The organism is Caulobacter sp. NIBR1757 (assembly GCF_027912495.1).
GTDB lineage: Bacteria > Pseudomonadota > Alphaproteobacteria > Caulobacterales > Caulobacteraceae > Caulobacter.
On the sequence record NZ_CP115463.1, the window covers coordinates 2031564 to 2050927 of the forward strand.

The window sequence follows — 19364 nt, forward strand, 5'->3', positions numbered from 1 at the left end:
ATGTCTAGACATATTCGTAAGCCATTGAACAAATTGGATGTTTTTGGGGGTGTCAAACCTCGCCGGCGTTGACGATCGTGCAGAGCGCCGGGTCGAGGCGGACGTGGATGCGGTCGCCGACCCTGGGGGCGTTCAGGCTGGGGACGCGGGCGTTGATGGCGCTGTCGCCCGCGCGCAGCTTGAGGTCGCAGCGGGCGCCGGCGTAGTGGCGTTCGAGCACTTCGGCCTGGACGCCTTTCTCCGACAGCACGAAGGCTTCCGGGCGGGCGATGACGGTGTCGCCGCCATGGCCGGCGGGGAAGGCGCCCCAGGCGGTGACGGCCATGCCGTTTTCGATGCGGGCCGGCAGGGCGTTGGCCGGGCCGAGCAGGCGGGCGGCGTCGAGGCTGGTCGGGCGCAGGTAGCAGTCCTCGGGGGTGCCCGACTGCAGGATGGCGCCCGCCTGCATGAGGGCCAGCTGGTCGCCCATGCGCATGGCCTCCTCGGCGTCGTGGGTGACGATCAGCACGGCGGCGCCGCTCTGGCGCAGGGTTTCGAGAGCGGCGTCGCGGACCTGGGCGCGGAGCATGCCGTCGAGGCCGGAGAAGGGCTCGTCGAGCAGCAGGACCGAGGGAGCCGGAGCGATGGCGCGGGCCAGGGCGACGCGCTGGCGCTCGCCGCCGGAGAGCTGGCCGGGGAAGGCGTCGCCGCGCTGTCCGATGTGGGCGCGGGCCAGGGCGTCCGCGGCCTGTTGCTTGCGCCGGGCGGGGGGCAGGGCCTGCAGGCCGAACTCGGCGTTGCCAAAGCCGCTGAGGTGGGGAAACAGGGCGTAGTCCTGGAAGACCAAGCCGATGCCGCGCCTTTCGGCCGGGACATGGACGCCGGGGCCGGAGACCAGGGCGCCGGCCTTGAGGATCTCGCCGCCATCGACCGGTTCGAGCCCGGCGATCAGGCGCAGCAGGGTGCTCTTGCCGCAGCCGCTGGGGCCCAGCAGGCAGGTGATGGCGCCAGGCTCAAGCGTCAGGGTGACGCCGCGCAGGGCCTGCACGGCGCCGTAGGCGCGGCGGACGTCGCGGACTTCCAGCGCCAGCGTCATGCGTCCTCCCGTCGGCGGTGGCCGCTGATATTGGCGCCGGCCCGCGGATCGAGGGCAAGATAGACCGGCACGGCCAGCAGGGTCACAGCCCCGATGGCCAGGTAGGGCAGGGTGAAGCTGGCCGGGGTCAGGGCGTCGTGGCCGCCCAACCCGCGAGCGAGATGCAGCATCAGGCCGCCGAAGCTGATGCCGAGCGCCAGGCCGATCTGCTGGCTGACCGCCTGCAGCGTGGAGGCCGCCGGGACCTTTTCGGTGGGGATTTCCGCGAAGGCGATGGTGTTGGCCGAGATGAACTGGCTGGCCCGCGAGAAGCCGGCGAGGAACAGCAGCAGCATGATGAGGGCGGCCGGGGTGGCGCTGGTGAAGAAGCCGGGGGCGGCGGTCAGGAGGGCGGCGATGACCACGAAGCTGGTCAGCATCACCCGAAAGCCGACGCGCCTGAGTACGAAGGCGGCGAAGGGGCGGGCGCCGAGCACGCCCAGGCCGCCGGCCAGGGTGACCGAGCCGGCCTGCAGCGGCGTCCAGCCGAGCGCCACCTGCAGCAGCAGGGGCATCAGGAAGGGTCCGGCTCCGACGCCCAGCCGGACGAAGGTCCCGCCGAGGATGCTGGCCCGGAAGGTCTGGTAGCGCAGCAGTCCGAGGTCGAGGATCGGGCGGGCCTTGGTCGCCGCCAGGCGCAGGTAGCTCCAGCCGCAGGCGAGGGCGGTGATGACCAGGGCGATCTGCAGGGGCCAGGGGATCAGGCCGACGCCGGCCGTCTCCGCCACGGCCACGACGCCGGTGATCGCCGCCGCCGACAGGGCAAAACCGCTCCAGTCGAAGCGGCCGGGGTCGGGGGTGCGGATATGGGGCACGAAGCGCATGACGGCGATCATGCCGAGGAGGCCGACCGGCACGTTGAGCCAGAAGATCCACGGCCAGTCGGCGACCGACAGCACGAAGCCGGCCAGGGGCGGGCCGATCAGGGGGCCGACGAGCGCCGGCATGGTGAACCAGCCCATGGCGGTGAGCAGCTTTTCCTTCGGCGTCGAGCCGACGACGATCAGCCGGGCCACCGGCGTCATCAAGGCCCCGCCCATGCCCTGGATGATGCGGAAGAAGACCAGCTGCGGCAGCGAGGTCGCGAAGCCGTTGAGCACGGAGCCGGCCAGGAAGACGGTCATGGCCACCAGGAACACCCGCCGCGCCCCGAACTTCTCGGCCGCCCAGCCGCTGACCGGCACGAACACCGCCAGGGCCAGGATGTAGCTGGTCAGGGCCAGCTTGAGATGGACGGGGTCAGCGTCGAAGGCCCTGGCCAGGGTCGGCAGGGCGGTCGAGAGGGAGGTGGAGTCGATGAACTCCATGAACAGGGCGCTGGCCACGGCGAGCGAGGCGAGACGCGAACCGGTCGAGCCCGGCGGCGGCGCGGCGGGTTTGGCGGGGAGGGGGACGTCCTGAGCGGGGGGGAGGTCGGACACGGGGTGTTAGTAGCCCCGTCGCGGCAATCATCAAGCCGTCAATCGGATTGTCTCAAGAACGCGCCTGTCTGGCGTCATGCGGCTGGTCAGCTCCTCTCCCGCGAGGGCGAGGAAGGGGCACGCGCGGCGAAGGCGCGTGGGAAGGAGAGGGTTTACGGTGGCTGCCGAGTTGGCGCGAAACCCCTACTGTCCCTAAACCCTCTTCCTCCCACCGCTTCGCGGCGGGCCCCTCCTTCTCCCTTAGGGAGAAGGGAAAGCATGGTCGGGTGCGGCAATTGATCAACGGCGCCGAACGGTGACAGTCATCCGGCCGCGCCGGAGGACAGTCACCCGGTGCTAATCGCCGCGCGGGATCCCGCGGCGGGCCTTCGGGGCGGGGAGGCGTTTGCCGCCGCTGACGGTGAAGGAGAGGCCGAAGACGGTGTCGTCGCGGCTGTAGCCGTAGGCGCCGATTTCGCGCTGGGTGGCGGCGGCGGAGATCTGCATCGGGCCCTTGCGCCAGCCGATGCCGAGCTGGACCTTGCCGTACTCGGCCAGTTTCTCGATCGACCAGCGCTGCTGCTTGCGGCCCTTGTCGCCGAAGTTGAAGCCAAGCGCGTCGCCGGAGGTGGCGGCGAAGGCGAACCAGCGGCCCTTCTTGGTTCGGGCCGGGGAGACATCGACCTGCAGGCCCAGGCGCTTGGCGTCGAACTGCCGGCCGCGCGGGGCGATCTGTTGGGCGGCGGGATTCTGGCGGCTGTCGCGGCCGCCGAAGGACAGGCCGGAGCCCGGGTTGAGGGGACTCTCGTTGGTCAGGCTGAAACTGACCCGGCGCATGGGGTTGAGCAGGCCCATGGGGGTGGACGAGGGCGCCATGGCCTGGCGCACGGCGGGCCTGGCGTAGGCGGCGACGCGCGGCTCGGCATAGCCGGTGGGCGGCGGATCGCTCTTGGGGACAAAGCGGGCCAGCATGACGGCCTCGGCATTGGGAGCGGGCCGGGCGTCGGCGCTGGCCATCTCGACGACCTGGGCCGGGTGGATGATCGGCTTGGCGGGGCCGCCGGCCAGTTCGACGGGAGCGACGGGCGTGTCGTCGAAGCGGGCGGTGCGGATCGGCGCGTCCGGATCCTCGGGCGCACGGGCCGTGCCGGAGAAGACGCCGGCGACGTCGGCATCCTTCATCATCCCGGTGTCGGTGAGGCCGTCGGAGCCGGCGCCGGTGACCGAAACGGCCGACAGGGCCGCGATCGACACGGCGGCCAGGCTCGTCAAGGCTATCCCGGCAATTGGCCGCATCTGCTCCCCCGAGCACGTCCCCGATTAAGGAAGGTTAACCTGCCCCGGAGCGCAAGCAAGCCCAGTCGCGGGGCAGGCGAGCCCGCCGCGATCACTTTTCGTATCGCGGGTCTTCGAGGTTACACGCAGTTTGGGCGGTCAATGGGCCGGGCGGCGCTTGGGGACGGGCTTGTCGGCCTTCCTGGCGGCGTCCTTGTCGGCTTTCTGGCCGTGCTGCGGCTCGGGGACCGACTTGCAGAAGGCGTCCCGCCAGGACGGTTCCTGATGCTGGAAATTGGAGGTCATGACGCGCTACTCCCTGCGATGAAGGCCTCTTTCGGGCCCTTCAGGCGGCCGTCGCCAGGTCGTCGGCGGCCGAAACGGTGACATTGACAGTGAGGGTGCTCTTGCCCGGATCGCCGATCAGGGTGCCGCTGACCGGCGCGGCCTCGCGCGGGGTGCGGCTGACGGCGACAGGAATGAGATCGGGGGATTCGGCCAGGCCATTGGTCGGGTCGAATTCGGTCCAGCCGAGATCGGGCAGGAAGACCTCGCACCAGGCATGGGTGGCGCCGGCCCCGCGCAAGGTGGCGCGGGGGCTATGCAGGTAGCCGGTGACGAAACGCGCCGCGTAGCCCGCCCGGCGCAGCACCTCGACCATCAGCCAGGCGAAGTCGCGGCAGGTGCCGGACTGGCCGCGCAGGGTCTCGGCCGGGGTCTGGACGCCTTCCTCGTAGCGGGCCTTGTAGCCGAAGCCGTCGATGGTGCGGTTGATGCGCAGCAGGAATTCCAGGACCGGCTCGTCGGGCTTGTCCATCTGGTCCTTGAGCCAGGCGTTGACGAGGACGTCGTCGTCGCTTTCGGGGATCATGTAGGGGGCCAGCGCCGCGCGGTCGTCGCGGCTGTAGACGATCGGCATGGCGGTGTGGGGGTTGTCGGGCTGGAACGGCAGCAGGGGGGCGGGGAACCGCTCGATGACCAGTTGGCTGATGATGACCAGTTCGGTGGACTCGCCGGCGGGGGTGAACCAGCAGACGCAGTTGCTGTAGGCGTCGTAGGTCCAGCGAAGGGCGCCGGGCGGGCCGACGGCGATCGAGGCCTTCTCGACCTTCAGCCCATGGCTGTCGCGCGGCCGCAGCATCAGGCGCTGGGGGCCGAAGGCTACCGGTTTTTCGTAGTGGTAGCGGGTTTCGTGCTGGATCATGAGGCGTGCCACGGTGGCGAAAGCCATGCGGGAAGCCTTTGGTTCCAAACACCTTTTGTGACGCGGCCATTGTTAGAACAAAATGGGAACACTAGAGTGCGGTCATGGCCGTGCTCGATCGCAAGCGTAAACTCTCCATCCTCTCCGACGCCGCGAAATACGACGCCTCCTGCGCCTCGTCGGGGTCGAACAAGCGCGACTCCGTGGGCGGCAAGGGGGTGGGGTCGACCGAGGGCATGGGCATCTGTCACGCCTATGCGCCGGACGGGCGGTGCATCAGCCTGCTCAAGATCCTGCTGACCAACTTCTGCATCTACGACTGCGCCTACTGCATCAACCGGGTGAGTTCGAACGTGGCCCGGGCCCGGTTCACGGTACAGGAGGTCGTCGACCTGACGCTGGGCTTCTACAAGCGCAACTATATCGAGGGGCTGTTCCTCTCGTCGGGGATCATCAAGAGCGGCGACTACACGCTGGAAGAGATGGTGCGGGTGGCCAGGGCGCTGCGGCTCGACCACGATTTCCGGGGCTATATCCATCTCAAGCTGATCCCCGAGGCTTCGCCGGCCCTGGTGCTGGAGGCGGGGCTCTATGCGGACCGGGTGTCGATCAACATCGAGCTGCCGAGCGACGCCAGCCTGAGCCATTTGGCCCCGCAGAAGGACGTGCGGGTGATCAAGAAGGCGATGGGCGGGGTGAAGCTGGCCATCGACGAGGGCAAGGAAAAGGGGCGCAAGACGAAGCCGCCGCGCTTCGCCCCGGCCGGGCAATCGACGCAGCTGATCATCGGGGCGGACGCCTGCAGCGATGGTGAGATCCTGAACCGCAGCGCGCGGCTGTACGGCGGCTACGGCCTGCGGCGGGTCTACTACTCGGCCTTCAGCCCGATCCCTGATGCGTCGCGCAACCTGCCGCTGGAGCGGCCGCCGCTGATGCGCGAACACCGGCTGTACCAGGCCGACTGGCTGATGCGGTTCTACGGCTTCGAGCGGCAGGAGATTGTCGGGGACGAGGGCAATCTGGACCTGGCCATCGATCCGAAGCTGGCCTGGGCCCTGGCCCATCGCGAGGATTTTCCGGTCGATGTGAACAGGGCCGACCGCGAGACGCTGCTGCGCACGCCGGGGCTGGGGGTGAAGACGGTTGACCGGATGATCGCGCTGCGGCGCCAGAAGCGGTTGCGGCTGGAGGATGTGAAGCGGCTGGCGCGGGGCGTCGAGAAGGTGAAGCCGTTCATCGTCACGGAGGACTGGACGCCCGGCTCGCTGACCGACCGGCTGGACCTTCGGGCCCAGGTGGCGCCGGAACAGCCGAGGCTGCTGTGAGGCAGGTTCGGCTGGCGGGACCCACCGACTTCGAGGGCTGGCGGCTCGCGGCGCGGGCCTTGCGGCTGGGCGGGGTGGAGCCGACGCGCGTCGCCTGGACGGTGGCGGGCGAAGGCGATCTCTTCGCCGAGCCGGGCGGGGTCGAGGAGGCCTCGGACGCGGCCCCGGCCTTCCGCACGCCGCGGGCCTTCGTCGAGCTGGCGCAGGATGTCATCTGCCACCGCGGCGGGGATCGGTTCGACCTGCTGTATCGGCTGCTCTGGCGGCTGGAGGCAGAGCAGAACCTGATGCTCGACATCACCGACGCGGACGTCGCCCGGGCCCGCGAAATGGCCAAGAACGTCTCCCGCGCCAGCCACAAGATGAAGGCCTTCGTGCGCTTCCGTCGGATCGAGGGGACCGAACCGGAGGCCTATGCCGCCTGGTTCGAGCCGGCGCACTACGTCGTCGAGCGGACGTCGGGCTTCTTCGTGCGGCGGTTCACGGGGATGCTGTTCTCGATCCTGACGCCTGACCTCTGTTGCCATTGGGACGGGGAGGCGCTGGCCTTTTCGCCCGGTGTTTCACGCGACCAGGCCCCGGCCGACGACGTGCTGGAGGAGTATTGGCGCACCTACTACGCCGCGATCTTCAACCCGGCCCGGCTGAAGGTGAAGGCCATGCAAGCCGAGATGCCCAAGCGCTATTGGCGCAACCTTCCGGAGGCGCGGCTCATTCCGGAGCTGATCGCCAGCGCCGGGGAAAGGACCGCCGCCATGGTCGCCGCCGCGCCGACCGAGCCCTCCCGCCACGCCATCAAGGCCGCCCGCGCCGCCGCCCGCGATGCGCCGTTCGGTGAGGGCCAGCCGACCTCGCTCGAAGAACTGGTGGCCGGCGTCGATGGCTGCCGCCGCTGCGACCTCTGGAAGGACGCCACCCAGGGCGTGCCGGGCGAGGGGGCGGCGCGGGCCCGGCTGATGGTCGTCGGCGAGCAGCCGGGGGATCAGGAGGACCTGGCCGGTCGGCCCTTCGTCGGGCCGGCCGGGCAGGTGTTCAACCAGGCTCTGGAGAAGGCGGGGGTGCCGCGCGAGGCGGCTTACGTCACCAATGCGGTGAAGCACTTCAAGCACGAGCTGCGCGGCAAGCGGCGGATCCACAAGACGCCGGCGGCGCCGGAGATCGTCGCCTGTCGCTGGTGGCTGGACAGTGAGCGGCGGCTGATCCGGCCAAAGGTGATCGTGGCCCTGGGGGCGACAGCGGCGCAGGCGGTGTTCGGCAAGGCTATGCCGATCGCGGCGAGCCGGGGGCGGGCCATCCAGCTGGATGACCAGGCCCAGGGGGTGGTGACCTATCACCCGTCCTTCCTGCTGCGCGTGCCGGATGCGAAGGCCAAGGCGGAGGGGTTCGCGGCGCTGGTCGAGGACCTGGCGCTGGCGTGGCGGCTGGCGGCGTGAAGGGACTGGGCGCTGTTCCTCCCTCCCCGAATTGGGGAGGGCAGGCGCGCGTTGCGCGCCGGGTGGGGAAGTGGGCCACCGCTGCCGGCCGGTTGGGCTTCTCAGTGCTTGCTCGGTGAAGTCAGTGACCGACTTCCCCACCCGACGCGCGTAACCGCGCGTCTGCCCTCCCCATTCGGGGAGGGAGGGCTAGAGCTTCACTGGCTCCATCTTCGGGGTCAGCAGGTGGACGACGCCGAGGGCCAGCAGGTAGGCGCTGGCGGCGACCACGAAGATGGGCGTGTAGCTTCCGATCTTGTCGAGCACCCAGCCGGCGTACTTGGCCATGGCCATGCCGCCGAAGGCCCCGACCATGCCGCCGATGCCGACCACCGAGCCCACCGCCGAGCGCGGGAAGACGTCCGAGGGCAGGGTGTAGAGGTTGGCCGAGAAGCCCTGGTGGGCCGCCGTCGCCACGCCGATGATCAGCACCGCCATCCACAGGTTGTCGACCACGGCGCCGAGGCAGACCGGCACCGCCAGCAGGGCGCAGATCAGCATGGCCGTCTTGCGGGCGGCGTTGAGGCTCATGCCGCGCTTCATCATCGCCGAACTCATCCAGCCGCCGCCGACGCTGCCGACGTCGCTGAGCAGGTAGATGCAGACCAGCGGGATGCCGAAGGTCTTGAGGTCGAGGCCGTGCTTCTTGGACAGGAAGTCCGGCAGCCAGAAGAGGAACATCCACCAGATCGGATCGATCAGGAACTTGCCGAGCGCATAGGCCCAGGTTTCCTTGATGGTCAGCAGCTTCAGCCAGCCGACCTTCTCGACCGGGTCCGGGGCGTCCTGTTCGATCCAGGCCAGTTCGGCGGGCGTGAGGGCCTTCTGCTCGCGCGGACGGCGATAGACGATCAGCCAGATCGGCAGCCACAGCAGGCCGGCGAGGCCGGTGACGACGAAGGCCGCCTGCCAGCCCCAGGCCAGCACCAGGGCCGGCACCACCAGCGGGGTGACGATGGCGCCGATGTTGGTGCCGGCGTTGAACAGGCCGGTGGCGAAGGCGCGCTCCTTCTTGGGAAACCACTCGGCCACGGCCTTGATGCCGCCCGGAAAGCCGCCGCCCTCACCGACGCCGAGCAGGACGCGGGCGGCGATCATGTGGCTGAGCGAGCTGACGCCGGCGTGGGCGATATGGCCGATCTGCCAGATCAGGAAGGCGACGCCGAAGCCCCAGCGGGCGCCGATGCGGTCGATGAAGCGACCGAACAGCAGGTAGGAGACGGCATAGGCGGCCTGGAACCAGAAGATGATGTCGGCGTACTGCGTCTCGGTCCAGCCGAACTCGGCCGACAGGGTGGGCTTGAGCACCCCCAGCATCTGGCGATCGACGTAGTTGATGACCATCGCCGCGAACAGCAGCGTACAGATCAGCCAGCGGTAGTTGCCCACCTTGATGGAAGGCGATGGCCCGTCAGCCTCGGTCGCGCTGCTCATGCGTGGTTTCCTCTTCCCCGATCGGCCCCGCCGGTTTCGCCCGGCACAGGATTTCGCCGAAAGCCCCAAAATCGATGCGCGCGGTCTGACCCGCGACGATGTCATGCACGCCGGTGACGGCGCCAGTGGTGACCAGGTCACCGGCTTTCAGCGGCCGGCCGCGCGCGGCGCAATGGCCGAGCAGCCAGGCGAAGGCCTCGGCCGGGCCGTCCGGAAGGTCGGCGGCCGAGCCGGTTCCGACCAGGGCGCCATCGATGGACGTGCGGCAGGTCAGGCTGTCGAAAGGGCGGCTGCGCCAGCCGTCGATGGCCGGGCCGAGGATCAGGCCCCAGTTGTTGCCGAAGTCGCTGGCCACGACGAGGGGGCCCAGCGCGTTGATGGTGGCCAGCGGGCTGCCGGCGATCTCGACGCCGACGAACAGGCCATCGGCCAGGTCCAGCGCCTCGGCGGCGGTCCAGGCGGTCTTGCCGGCCGGGGCGTCGGCCCCCAGGCGATAGACGAACTCGCCCTCGACGGCGGCGAACCCGCCGACGAAGACCGGCACGTCGAGCACCTGGCCGGGGATAGAGAGCCAGCGATTGCGGGCGAACACCGGGCCGGCGACGCGGGCTTCGCCGAGCCTGCCTTGCAGGTCCGGGGCGATGCGGCCGACCTTCCAGCCGACCGGGGCCTCGCCCCATTGATCGAGCGCCTGGTCCTGGATGGCGTAGGAGCCGGCGAGGTCGGCGGGGATGGCGCCGGGGAAGCCGGGCAGGGGCCTGGCGTCGCGCCGGGCGGTGGTGAAGGCGCGCGCGATCTCGGCGCTGTTGTCGCCGGTCACGGTGCTGGCCGCCGATCGCTTCAAGCCGATGGTCCTCCCCCAGAGCTTTCCCGGCCTTTGCCGGCGCCCCATTGTCGGGGTCGGGATTGTCTCTAGAGGAAACCGGTGTCATTTTCAATCGGCAGGCGGCGAAAAGGCCGACGCGGTGACGCCATGGGGAGTGAAAGCGGTGTTTAAACAACGGCTTGTGGTCATAGTTTTGGGTTTGGCGGTCTGTTTCGCGCCGCTCGGCGGCGTCACGGCGCAGACGCCTGAGTCGGCGTCGCCGCCGCTGGCCTTTCCGGGCGCACTGGGCTGGGCGGCGAAGACGCCGGGCGGCCGTGGCGGCGAGATCATCCGGGTGACGAACCTAAATGGCGACGGGCCGGGATCCTTCAAGGCGGCGGTCGAGGCCAAGGGGCCGCGCATTGTCGTCTTCGAGGTCGGCGGGGTGATCGACATGGGCGGCAAGACCCTGACGATTCGCGAGCCTTTCCTGACGATTGCCGGGCAGACGGCGCCGTCGCCGGGTGTGACCCTGATCCGCGGCGGCATCGACCTGGCCACCCACGACGTGGTCGTGCAGCACATCCGCGTGCGGCCGGGCGACGCCGGCTTTCCGAAGAAGAGCGGCAAGGACTTCGACAGCATCTCCACCCAGGGGATCAGCTACAACATCATCATCGACCACTGCAGCCTGACCTGGGGCACGGACGAGAACCTGTCGGCCTCGGGCCCCAGGTTCGTGGGCGAGACGCCGGACGACTGGCGGGCCGGCACCTCGCGCAACATCACCTTCTCGAACAACATCATCGCCGAGAGCCTGCGTTACTCGACCCATGCCAAGATCGAGCATTCCAAGGGCAGCCTGATCCACGACAACATCACCGGCATCCTGATCGTCGGGAACCTCTACGCCCACAATTTCGAGCGCAATCCGCTGTTCAAGGGCGGGGTGCGCGGGGTGGTGGTCAACAACCTGATCTACAATCCGGGCCAGCGGGCCATCCACTACAACCTGATGGCCGAGGAATGGGGCGACCATCCCTGGCAGGTGGGGCAGCTGGTGGCGGTGGGCAATGTGCTGCGCGGCGGCATGGACACGGCCGAGCACATCGCCTTCCTGGAGATCGGCGGCTACGGCGATCTGGAGTACTACGGCAAGGACAACATCGCCGTGGATCGCTATGGACGGCCGCTGGCGATGTTCGGGCGCTATACGACCAGCCCGGCGAAGATCATCCAGAAGGGCAAGCCGATGCTGTGGCCGGAGGGGCTGAAAGCCATGCCGGCGTCGGCGGTGCAGCAGTCGGTGCTGATCAGCGCCGGGGCCCGGCCCTGGGACCGCGACGCCAATGACGTGCAGCTGATCAGCGACACGGCCGAAGGGCGCGGGGCGATCATCGACAGCCAGGACGACCTGCACGGCTATCCGAACCCGAAGCCGACGGCGAAACCCTTCAATCCGGACGACTGGAACCTGTTCGACATGACGCCGAAGCGGCCGGACGTGCTTGACGCCGGGGCGAAGGCGAAGGGGACTTAAGGGAAGTCTTCCCCTGTCGCGCCGCGTGCCGTATCGATCCCCGAACAAACGTTTGGGGACCTCGCCATGGCGCTCGATGCTGAAACCCGCGACCAGCTGGTCGATACCGTCCGCCGGTTCGTCAGCGAGCGGCTGCGGCCGCTGGAGGCGCAGGTGGCGGAAGCCAATGCGGTGCCCGAGCCGATCATCGGCGAGATGCGCGACCTGGGCCTCTTCGGCCTGTCGATCCCCGAGGAATACGGCGGCCTCGATCTGTCGATGGAAGACGAGTGCCTGGTGATCTTCGAGATGGGCCGCACCAGCCCGGCCTTCCGCTCGGAATTCGGCACCAACGTCGGCATCGGCAGCCAGGGGCTGGTGATGTTCGGCAACGATGAGCAGAAGGCCAAATGGCTGCCCGGTATCGCCGCCGGCACGACGGTGACCAGCTTCGCCCTGACCGAGCCGGAAGCCGGCTCCGACAGCGCCGCGGTCCAGACCCGGGCCCTCCTCGACGGCGACGCCTATGTGCTGAACGGCTCCAAGCGCTACATCACCAACGCCGCCAAGGCCGGGCTGTTCACGGTGATGGCCCGTAGCAATCCGGACGTGAAGGGCGGCGGCGGGGTTTCGGCCTTCCTGGTGCCGTCCGACCTGCCGGGCATCACCGTTGGTCCGCCCGAGAAGAAGATGGGCCAGCACGGGGCGCAGATCCACGACATCACCTTCGACAACGTCCGGGTGCCGGTGGAGAACCGCCTGGGCGCCGAGGGCGAGGGCTTCAAGGTGGCGATGCAGGTGCTCGACAAGGGGCGGCTGCACATCGGGGCGCTGTGCGTGGGGGTGGCGGAACGGCTGATCGCCGACTGCGTGGCCTACGCTGGCGAGCGCAAGCAGTTCGGCCAGGCGCTGAGCAACTTCCAGCTGGTCCAGGCCATGATCGCCGACAGCAAGACCGAATGCATGGCGGCCCGCGCCCTGGTGCTGGAAAGCGCCCGCAAGCGCGACGGCGGCGCCAACATCGTGCTCGAGGCGGCGGCGGCGAAGTACTACGCCTCCGAGATGGTCGGCCGGGTGGCGGACCGGGCGGTGCAGATCTTCGGCGGGGCCGGCTATGTGGCCGACTACGGCATCGAGCGCCTGTACCGCGACGTGCGGATTTTCCGGATCTATGAGGGGACCAGCCAGGTCCAGCAGTTGGTCATCGCTCGAGAGACGATGAAGCGGGGCGGGTGATTCACCACCGTTCCTTCTCCCGCTCGTCGGGAGAAGGTGGCCGCGAAGCGGTCGGATGAGGGCAGCGCCAGCCCTGGAAGGTTGGCGCTGGGACGCTCATCCACAGCCGGTGCTGCCCTCATCCGACCCCCTTCGGGGGCCACCTTCTCCCGACAAGCGGGAGAAGGGCGGTGCTACAGCAGCATGTGCACGTAGACTTCGTTCTCGATGATCAGATCACCCTCAAGGATCACCAGGTCGAAGCCGCGCATCTTTGTCACGCCGTCCGGCGTGGCGATGTCGCAGTACCACCGACCGCAGAAGCCGCCGTCGATGGCCCAGACCGTCTCGGGCGTGTAGGTCATCGGCGGGGTCGCGGCGAACAGGCCTTCCAGATACCCCTTCAACGCCGCGTGGCCGGTGATGCCGGCGGCAGTGTTGTTGTCCTTGTAGAGGCAGTCCTCGGCGTAGAAGCCGAGCAGGGCGGTGACGTCCTTGGCCGTCCAGGCGGCCAGCCAGCGGGCGTTGAAATCCTCGATATCCATCAGGGGGTCTCCAGCACGCGGGCGACGTGCGCCTCGGTGAAGATCTCGGCGGGCAGGGTCTCGGGCCCGGCCATGACCGCGAAGCCGTGGGCGCCCAGCATCGGATCTTCCGAGGTGCGCTCGAAGTGGTGGCGGCGGCGCGCCTTGGCGTCGTCGCCGAACTCGGCGTCGAGGGCGGAGGTGATCTTGGCCGCCACCCGCAGGCGGCGCAGGCGTTCGGCCCGCTCCTCGGCATAGGGCGCGAAGTTCCAGTCGTCGGTGGCCAGGATATTGCTGACGATGCGGACGTCGCGGTAGGTGATCGAGAGGCCGAGGCCAATGATCGGGTCGTTCCAGCCGGCGGCGTCGCCGACCAGGACGACACCCTCGGCGTAGGGGGTGTCGGTCCAGCTGTCGTTGTTGAAGTAGCTGAGCAGGGGCCCGGCCGGGATCGCCTGGGCGATCGCCTCGTTCAGTGGGCTGCACTGCATGCGGAAGGCGTCGAGGAAGGCGCGCGGGCCGTCCGGGCCGGCGAAGCGGCGCTTCTGGTCCAGGTGATAGCTGCCGTAGAGGCGGATGCGGCCCTGGCCTTGCGGAAAGGCGAGGAAGGCGAAGTCGCCCTCGGTGCCGATGGCCTGCAGGTCGTCGGGCCAGGCGTGGGCGTTCTCGACCAACAGGCCGGCGAACCAGTGGTGCGGCCTGTCCTGGTGCAGGGCGACGCCGGATTTCTCGCGGACCTGGCTGGTGCGGCCGTCGGCGCCGACGATCAGGCGGCAGGAGATGGTCTTCTCGACGTCATCGTGGACGTAGGTGACCGTCGGGTTGGCGCCCGGCTTCACCTCGGTGACCCGCGCCCCGCGGAGGCCCCTGGCGCCCCGGCGGACCGCCTCGTCGAACAGGGTCTGGCAGTGGTGGGGATTGCCGATGCAGAGGGGGCCGGGCACGTCCGGCAGGAACATGCCGAGCGGCAGGGTCTTGGCCTCGGCCTCCTGCGGTGTGCGGCTTTCGTCGTAGGTGATGTGGCGGGTCAGGTGGTGACCGCCGGCCGCCATCAGCACATCGTAGAGGCCCAGCCGCTGGGTCTCGGCGACGCCCCAGGGGGCGATCCATTCGCCGCGCACCCGGTCCTCAAACACCTCGCTCTGTTCGAGCAGCAGCACATCCATGCCGCGCGCCGCCAGCACCGCCGCCAGGGCCGAGCCGCCGATGCCGCCGCCGACGATGACGATCTCATGGTCCATCTGGTCTCTCCCACGTCGAAGCCGGTCTGACGCCGCCCTTACGCGAACGTCAGCCTACGCAGGTTGCATCGGGTCGCAATGGTGACTTGGCGTCAGCTTTTGCGTTTTCCGGGCCGGTAGGTTTCGGCGATGTGACCCCTGAGCTGATCCTCCGTGAACCATACCGGCTTGAACCTGTGCGCCGCGAACAGCGGGGCCTGGTCGGCATAGTGTTTGGAGCGCTTGTCGAGGGTGGCCGAGCCGAACTGGTGGACGCTCCGGCTGGAGAGTCTGCCGGTCTTGTCCCACTCGACGATCATGATGAAGGTGTCGCCGGCCACGGCGGTCAGCCGGCCGTCCTTGCCCGGTTCGCCATAGATGGCCCGCAGGGTGTCGGGGCCGCCGTCGACCGGCAGGTCGATGTCGCCGCGGATCAGGCGGTTGACCTCGCCCCACTCGGGATCGATGCGGCCGAAGTGCTGTTTCAGGTTGGCTGCCGTCTGCCGGAGGGCGGCCGGCAGGGCAGGGCGGGGACCGCCATCCTTGGGGCCGACCTCGACGGCCCAGGCCGTGCCGATGGCCAGGGCGGCGGCGCGGCTCTGCCGGTCGGCGCGGAAATCCCAGCCGCGCAGCAGGGCCTGGGCGGCTTTCAGCTCGGCGTCGTCGCCGGGCTTCAGCGCCAGCGCCTCCCGGACGATGGCGGCGACCCGGGAGCGGGGGCTGTAGGCGACGTCGAACTTGTAGGTGTGGAATTCCTCCGGCGTGATCGACGTATCGGCCCCGAAGGTTTCCAGCTCGCGCCAGGAGCGGTTGGTCATGTCGGTCTGGATGCCCATCGACGGAGCGAAACTGCGCGGGTCGAGGCCGTCGCCGTCGGGGGTGGCGCGGAACGGAGTGTTGTTGGCGTTGAAGACCAGGCCGCCCTTGGGCGACCACAGTTGCGGGACGCGGTCGAAGGGCAAATAGCCCCGCCAGATAAGGTCGGAGCGGTCGCCGGGCAGCTCGCCCTGCCAGTCGATGCCCGCGACGTCCGGCCGGTTGGGGAACAGGCCGTTGTAGACATAGGCCACCGTGCCGGTGCGGTCGGCGTAGATGTAGTTGATGCTGGGCAGGGCCTGCAGGGCCATGGCGGCGCGCCACTGTTCGGCGGTGCGGGCCTTGTTCAGGCGCCAGTACTGCAGGGGCTGGCGGACCTCGTCCATGCCGGCGAAGCGCAGGGCGAAGAGGCCGGCCTTGGTCTCCATGACCGGGCCGTGGACCGAGCGCAGGACGGGCTTCTTCACGGTGACGTGCAAGGGGCCCCACAGCTTCACCCGCATCTTCGCTTCGGAGCGCTCGAAGTCCTTCCAGGCGCCGTCGAGGCGGTACTGGCTCTTGTTCTTCGGGTTGATGACCAGGCGGTAGGTGTCGATCAGGTCCGGCTTGTTGACGGTGTTGGCCCAGCCGAGGTCGGCGTTGTGGCCGTGCAGCATGAAGGGCGAGCCGGGGAAGAAGCCGCCGGCCACGTGCCAGCCTTCACCACTCTCGACCACGGCTTCGTACCAGGCGACCGCGCCGGTGAAGGGCTGGTGGCTGTTGACCAGCAGGCGGGTGGCGCCGTCGGCCGAGCGGGACGGGGCGACGGCGACGCCGTTGCTGCCCTTGGGCATCGGGTCGGCGGGCAGGTCGTTGAGGCGCTTCAGTTCGGCGTCGAGGCCGTAGAAGAAGGGGGTCTTGAAGACGAAGCCGGCGGCGATGTCCTTGCCAGTGACGGGGAGCATGCCGGGCGCGACCTGCTCGGGATGCTGGGCGCCGTAGAGGTTGATGCCGTCGGCGTAGCCCTCCAGCACGGCGCGAACGTCGGGCGGCAGGTCGCGCGCGTAGCCGGCCTCGACCGCCTTCCAGACGCCCAGCAGACCGACGATGTAGTCGGTCGGCGCCGCCTTCAGGCCGTTCTGCGCGGCCAGCTTGCCGCGCGTGGCCAGGGTGACCTCCTGGATGGTGGCGAAGTCGTCCTCGGCGTGGGCGAAGGCCAGGCCGAAGGCGGCGTCGGCGTTGGTCTTGCCGAGGATGTGCGGCACGCCCCAGTCGTCGCGGCGGATCTGGACATCGTAGCGGTCGGCTCGGGCGATCAGGGCGGCCCTGTCGGCCTTGGCCGGCTGATGGGGCAGGTCGAGGAGCAGCAGCGCTCCAGCCGCCAGAATCACCAGAACAACAAGGCCGATCAGGCCCCTGACAATCCAACGCATCCGCTTCCCCCGCTTTTTCGCCAGCCTAGCGGCGCCGGACATGATTGGCGACAGGCCGTCGGATCGCCCCCGTCCCCTTGGGTCACCCGTCGCCGTTTCATCACATTTGCCCCTTTCGCCTTGCCCCACAGGCCCCTGGCGGGCTAGGCAGTCCCGGCGCAAGGGCGCGGACAGGGGCCACATCAGAGGGTTCCGGCGCGCCTAAAGTAACAAGATGGAGGACGCCGGTGATGGACGGCGAAGTCTCGATTCCCGGTCTCGACCAGGCTCCCACCAACCATGCCAAGCTGATCGCCTGGGTGCGCGAGATCGCCGCCCTGACCAAGCCGGCGGCGGTTCACTGGTGCGACGGATCGGACGAGGAGTTCACCCTGCTCACCGACCGGCTGGTCGAGTCGGGCACCATGAAGCGTCTGAATCCCGAAAAGCGTCCGGGCAGCTTCTACGCCGCCTCCGATCCGCGCGACGTCGCCCGGGTGGAAAGCCGCACCTTCATCTGCTCGAAAAACGAGATCGACGCCGGCCCGACCAACAACTGGTCCGAACCTGGCGAGATGCGCGAGCGTCTGAACGGCCTGTTCGACGGCTGCATGGCCGGCCGCACGATGTATGTGGTTCCCTTCTGCATGGGTCCGATCGGCTCGCCGATCAGCGCCCTGGGCGTTGAGATCACCGACAGCGCCTACGTCGCCATCTCGATGCGGGTGATGACCCGCATGGGCAAGCAGGCGCTGGACATGATGGGCGCCAACGGCTTCTTCGTGCCGGCCGTCCACACGCTCGGCGCGCCGCTCGCCGAGGGCGAGAAGGATGTGCCGTGGCCCTGCAACGAGGAAAAGTGGATCGTCCACTTCCCCGAGAGCCGCGAGATCTGGTCCTACGGCTCGGGCTACGGCGGCAACGCCCTGCTCGGCAAGAAGTGCTACGCCCTGCGCATCGCCTCTGTGATGGCCCGCGATGAGGGCTGGCTGGCCGAGCATATGCTGATCCTCAAGCTGACCAGCCCCAAGGGCGTCTCGAAGTTTGTGGCGGCCGCCTTCCCGAGCGCCTGCGGCAAGACCAACCTCGCCATGCTGCAGCCGACCATTCCCGGCTGGAAGGCCGAGACGGTTGGGGACGACATCTGCTGGATGCGCTTTGGCCCCGACGGCCAGCTGCGCGCCATCAACCCGGAAGCCGGCTTCTTCGGCGTGGCGCCGGGCACCGGCATCGGCACCAACAAGAACGCCATCGACGCCCTGAACCGCGACTGCGTGTTCACCAACGTGGCCCTGACCCCGGACGGCGATGTCTGGTGGGAAGGCCTGACCGACGAGGCCCCGCCGCACCTGACCGACTGGCAGGGCAAGCCCTGGACGCCGGACAGCGCCACCCCGGCCGCCCACCCCAACGCCCGCTTCACCGTCGCCGCCGACCAATGCCCGGTCATCGCCGACGAGTGGGCCGACCCGGCCGGCGTGCCGATCAGCGCCATCCTGTTCGGCGGCCGCCGCGCCAGCGCCGTGCCGCTGGTGACGGAAGCCTTCGACTGGGAGCACGGCGTCTTCCTGGCCTCCAACACCGCCTCCGAAGGCACCGCCGCCGCCGAGAACAAGGTCGGCGAGCTGCGCCGCGATCCCTTCGCCATGCTGCCCTTCTGCGGCTACAACATGGGCGACTATTTCAGCCATTGGCTGAGCGTCGGGGCAGGCGCCGATCCGGCCAAGCTGCCGGGCATCTACTTCGTCAACTGGTTCCGCAAGGACGGCGGCAAGTTCGTCTGGCCGGGTTATGGCGAGAACAGCCGCGTCCTGAAGTGGATCTTCGACCGCCTGGAAGGCGAGGCCGACGCCGTCGACACCGCCATCGGCCGCCTGCCGGCCAAGGGTTCGCTCGATGTCTCGGGTCTGGACCTGTCGGACGAGAAGCTCCATCTCCTGCTCAGCGTCGACGCCGATGTCTGGCGCGAGGAAGCCTCGCTGATCCCGGCCTTCTACGAACGCTTCGGCGACCGCATGCCGGCGGCGCTGTGGGGCCAGTACGAGGCGCTGATGACGCGGCTCGGGACCAAGGCCAGGGACGACGAGCGCGAGATGGCGCTGGCCTGATCCTCAGTTTCTGACAAGGGGAAGGCGGGCTTCGCCAGCCCCCCTTGTCAGTTCCGGTTGCCCAGCGGGGGACGCTCCGAGATCCCGTTGTTGCGAGGCAACTGGCTGGAGGGGCCCCAGGAACGGTACGGCTTGCGCTCATAGAGCCCGCCAAATCGGTTCTCGACTTTCACCGGCGCGCCGCCGCCGAAAGACCGATCCACCATCAGGGTGACTGCCCTGTAGACGGGGCGGATTTCCTCGCGCGACAGAACGGTCATGCAGAGCTTGCGGCCCTTGCCGGATGTCTGGACGTCCTGGAACGACGAGATCTCATCTGTCCGTTGAAGCCAGTGTTGCAGCCGCTCGTAGGAGCTGGTGTCGATGCTGCCCTTCCGAGCCTTGAAGACGACGCTGACGTCACAACCCGGCCTTGGATTCAGGTCCGCCGCCGTCGCGCTGACAGGACCGAGCGCGATCGCCACGACGGCGGTCCAAAGCCGGGTCGAAGATTTCATGTGATGATCCCCCCAGATCGAATATCGGCACAGCGTCCGACCGTT

Annotated in this window: 16 protein-coding genes; 5 read left to right on the top strand and 11 right to left on the bottom strand. The window is 68.9% G+C overall.

The genetic code is table 11. The features are described 5' to 3' along the window. Window positions 1–52: 52 nt before the first annotated feature. From O5I81_RS09965 to O5I81_RS09985, 5 genes are all read right to left on the bottom strand, one after another. A complete protein-coding gene (locus O5I81_RS09965) occupies window positions 53–1075 on the bottom strand; it encodes an ABC transporter ATP-binding protein (RefSeq protein WP_271068792.1) in 1023 nt (340 codons plus the stop codon). Then, window positions 1072–2535 (bottom strand): MFS transporter, encoded by a 1464-nt coding sequence (locus tag O5I81_RS09970; RefSeq protein WP_271068793.1) that lies wholly within the window; start codon window positions 2533–2535, stop codon window positions 1072–1074. Before O5I81_RS09970 ends, O5I81_RS09965 begins: the two co-directional genes overlap by 4 nt. Before the next feature lie 336 nt (window positions 2536–2871). Then, window positions 2872–3786 carry a hypothetical protein gene (locus tag O5I81_RS09975; RefSeq protein WP_271068794.1) on the bottom strand — a complete coding sequence of 305 codons (915 nt, stop codon included), beginning with the start codon at window positions 3784–3786 and terminating at the stop codon, window positions 2872–2874. 162 nt (window positions 3787–3948) lie between these two features. Next, complete coding sequence (locus O5I81_RS09980) at window positions 3949–4095, bottom strand: hypothetical protein (RefSeq protein WP_271068795.1); 147 nt, start codon at window positions 4093–4095, stop codon at window positions 3949–3951. A 40-nt stretch (window positions 4096–4135) separates the two neighbouring features. Continuing rightward, window positions 4136–5020, bottom strand: a complete 885-nt coding sequence (locus O5I81_RS09985) for a transglutaminase family protein (protein ID WP_271068796.1) — start codon at window positions 5018–5020, stop codon at window positions 4136–4138. Window positions 5021–5097: 77 nt separating this feature from the next. Between O5I81_RS09985 and O5I81_RS09990 the strand changes: the two genes are divergently transcribed. Together O5I81_RS09990 and O5I81_RS09995 are read left to right on the top strand one after the other, a co-directional pair. Further along, window positions 5098–6318 (top strand): putative DNA modification/repair radical SAM protein, encoded by a 1221-nt coding sequence (locus tag O5I81_RS09990; RefSeq protein WP_271068797.1) that lies wholly within the window; start codon window positions 5098–5100, stop codon window positions 6316–6318. Next, window positions 6315–7751, top strand: coding sequence for a UdgX family uracil-DNA binding protein (locus O5I81_RS09995; protein WP_271068798.1), 1437 nt, complete (start codon window positions 6315–6317; stop codon window positions 7749–7751). Before O5I81_RS09990 ends, O5I81_RS09995 begins: the two co-directional genes overlap by 4 nt. A 189-nt stretch (window positions 7752–7940) precedes the next feature. Here O5I81_RS09995 and O5I81_RS10000 read toward each other — a convergent pair whose 3' ends face one another. Together O5I81_RS10000 and O5I81_RS10005 are read right to left on the bottom strand one after the other, a co-directional pair. Then, window positions 7941–9224, bottom strand: a complete 1284-nt coding sequence (locus O5I81_RS10000) for an MFS transporter (protein WP_271068799.1) — start codon at window positions 9222–9224, stop codon at window positions 7941–7943. Further along, window positions 9202–10068, bottom strand: a complete 867-nt coding sequence (locus O5I81_RS10005) for a fumarylacetoacetate hydrolase family protein (protein ID WP_271068800.1) — start codon at window positions 10066–10068, stop codon at window positions 9202–9204. The genes O5I81_RS10000 and O5I81_RS10005 overlap by 23 nt, the downstream gene beginning before the upstream one ends. Before the next feature lie 145 nt (window positions 10069–10213). Between O5I81_RS10005 and O5I81_RS10010 the strand changes: the two genes are divergently transcribed. Together O5I81_RS10010 and O5I81_RS10015 are read left to right on the top strand one after the other, a co-directional pair. Then, on the top strand, window positions 10214–11569 hold the full coding sequence (locus tag O5I81_RS10010) for a pectate lyase (RefSeq protein ID WP_271068801.1): 1356 nt from the start codon (window positions 10214–10216) through the stop codon (window positions 11567–11569). Window positions 11570–11635: 66 nt separating this feature from the next. Further along, window positions 11636–12784, top strand: coding sequence for an acyl-CoA dehydrogenase family protein (locus O5I81_RS10015; protein WP_271068802.1), 1149 nt, complete (start codon window positions 11636–11638; stop codon window positions 12782–12784). 173 nt (window positions 12785–12957) lie between these two features. Here the strand turns inward: O5I81_RS10015 and O5I81_RS10020 are convergent, their stop codons facing one another. The 3 genes from O5I81_RS10020 to O5I81_RS10030 all read right to left on the bottom strand — a co-directional run bounded on the left by O5I81_RS10020 (window position 12958) and on the right by O5I81_RS10030 (window position 16735). Then, window positions 12958–13308, bottom strand: coding sequence for a nuclear transport factor 2 family protein (locus O5I81_RS10020; protein WP_271068803.1), 351 nt, complete (start codon window positions 13306–13308; stop codon window positions 12958–12960). Further along, on the bottom strand, window positions 13308–14528 hold the full coding sequence (locus O5I81_RS10025) for an FAD-dependent monooxygenase (RefSeq protein WP_271068804.1): 1221 nt from the start codon (window positions 14526–14528) through the stop codon (window positions 13308–13310). Before O5I81_RS10025 ends, O5I81_RS10020 begins: the two co-directional genes overlap by 1 nt. Window positions 14529–14620: 92 nt before the next feature. After that, the gene (locus O5I81_RS10030) at window positions 14621–16735 is read right to left on the bottom strand and encodes an acylase (protein WP_271068805.1); all 2115 of its coding nucleotides are present in this window, start codon (window positions 16733–16735) and stop codon (window positions 14621–14623) included. A 230-nt stretch (window positions 16736–16965) separates the two neighbouring features. Here O5I81_RS10030 and O5I81_RS10035 point away from each other — a divergent pair, with 230 nt between their 5' ends. Next, window positions 16966–18822 carry a phosphoenolpyruvate carboxykinase (GTP) gene (locus tag O5I81_RS10035; RefSeq protein WP_271068806.1) on the top strand — a complete coding sequence of 619 codons (1857 nt, stop codon included), beginning with the start codon at window positions 16966–16968 and terminating at the stop codon, window positions 18820–18822. A gap of 47 nt (window positions 18823–18869) precedes the next feature. Here O5I81_RS10035 and O5I81_RS10040 read toward each other — a convergent pair whose 3' ends face one another. After that, on the bottom strand, window positions 18870–19286 hold the full coding sequence (locus O5I81_RS10040; RefSeq protein WP_271068807.1) for a hypothetical protein: 417 nt from the start codon (window positions 19284–19286) through the stop codon (window positions 18870–18872). Window positions 19287–19364: the final 78 nt, after the last annotated feature.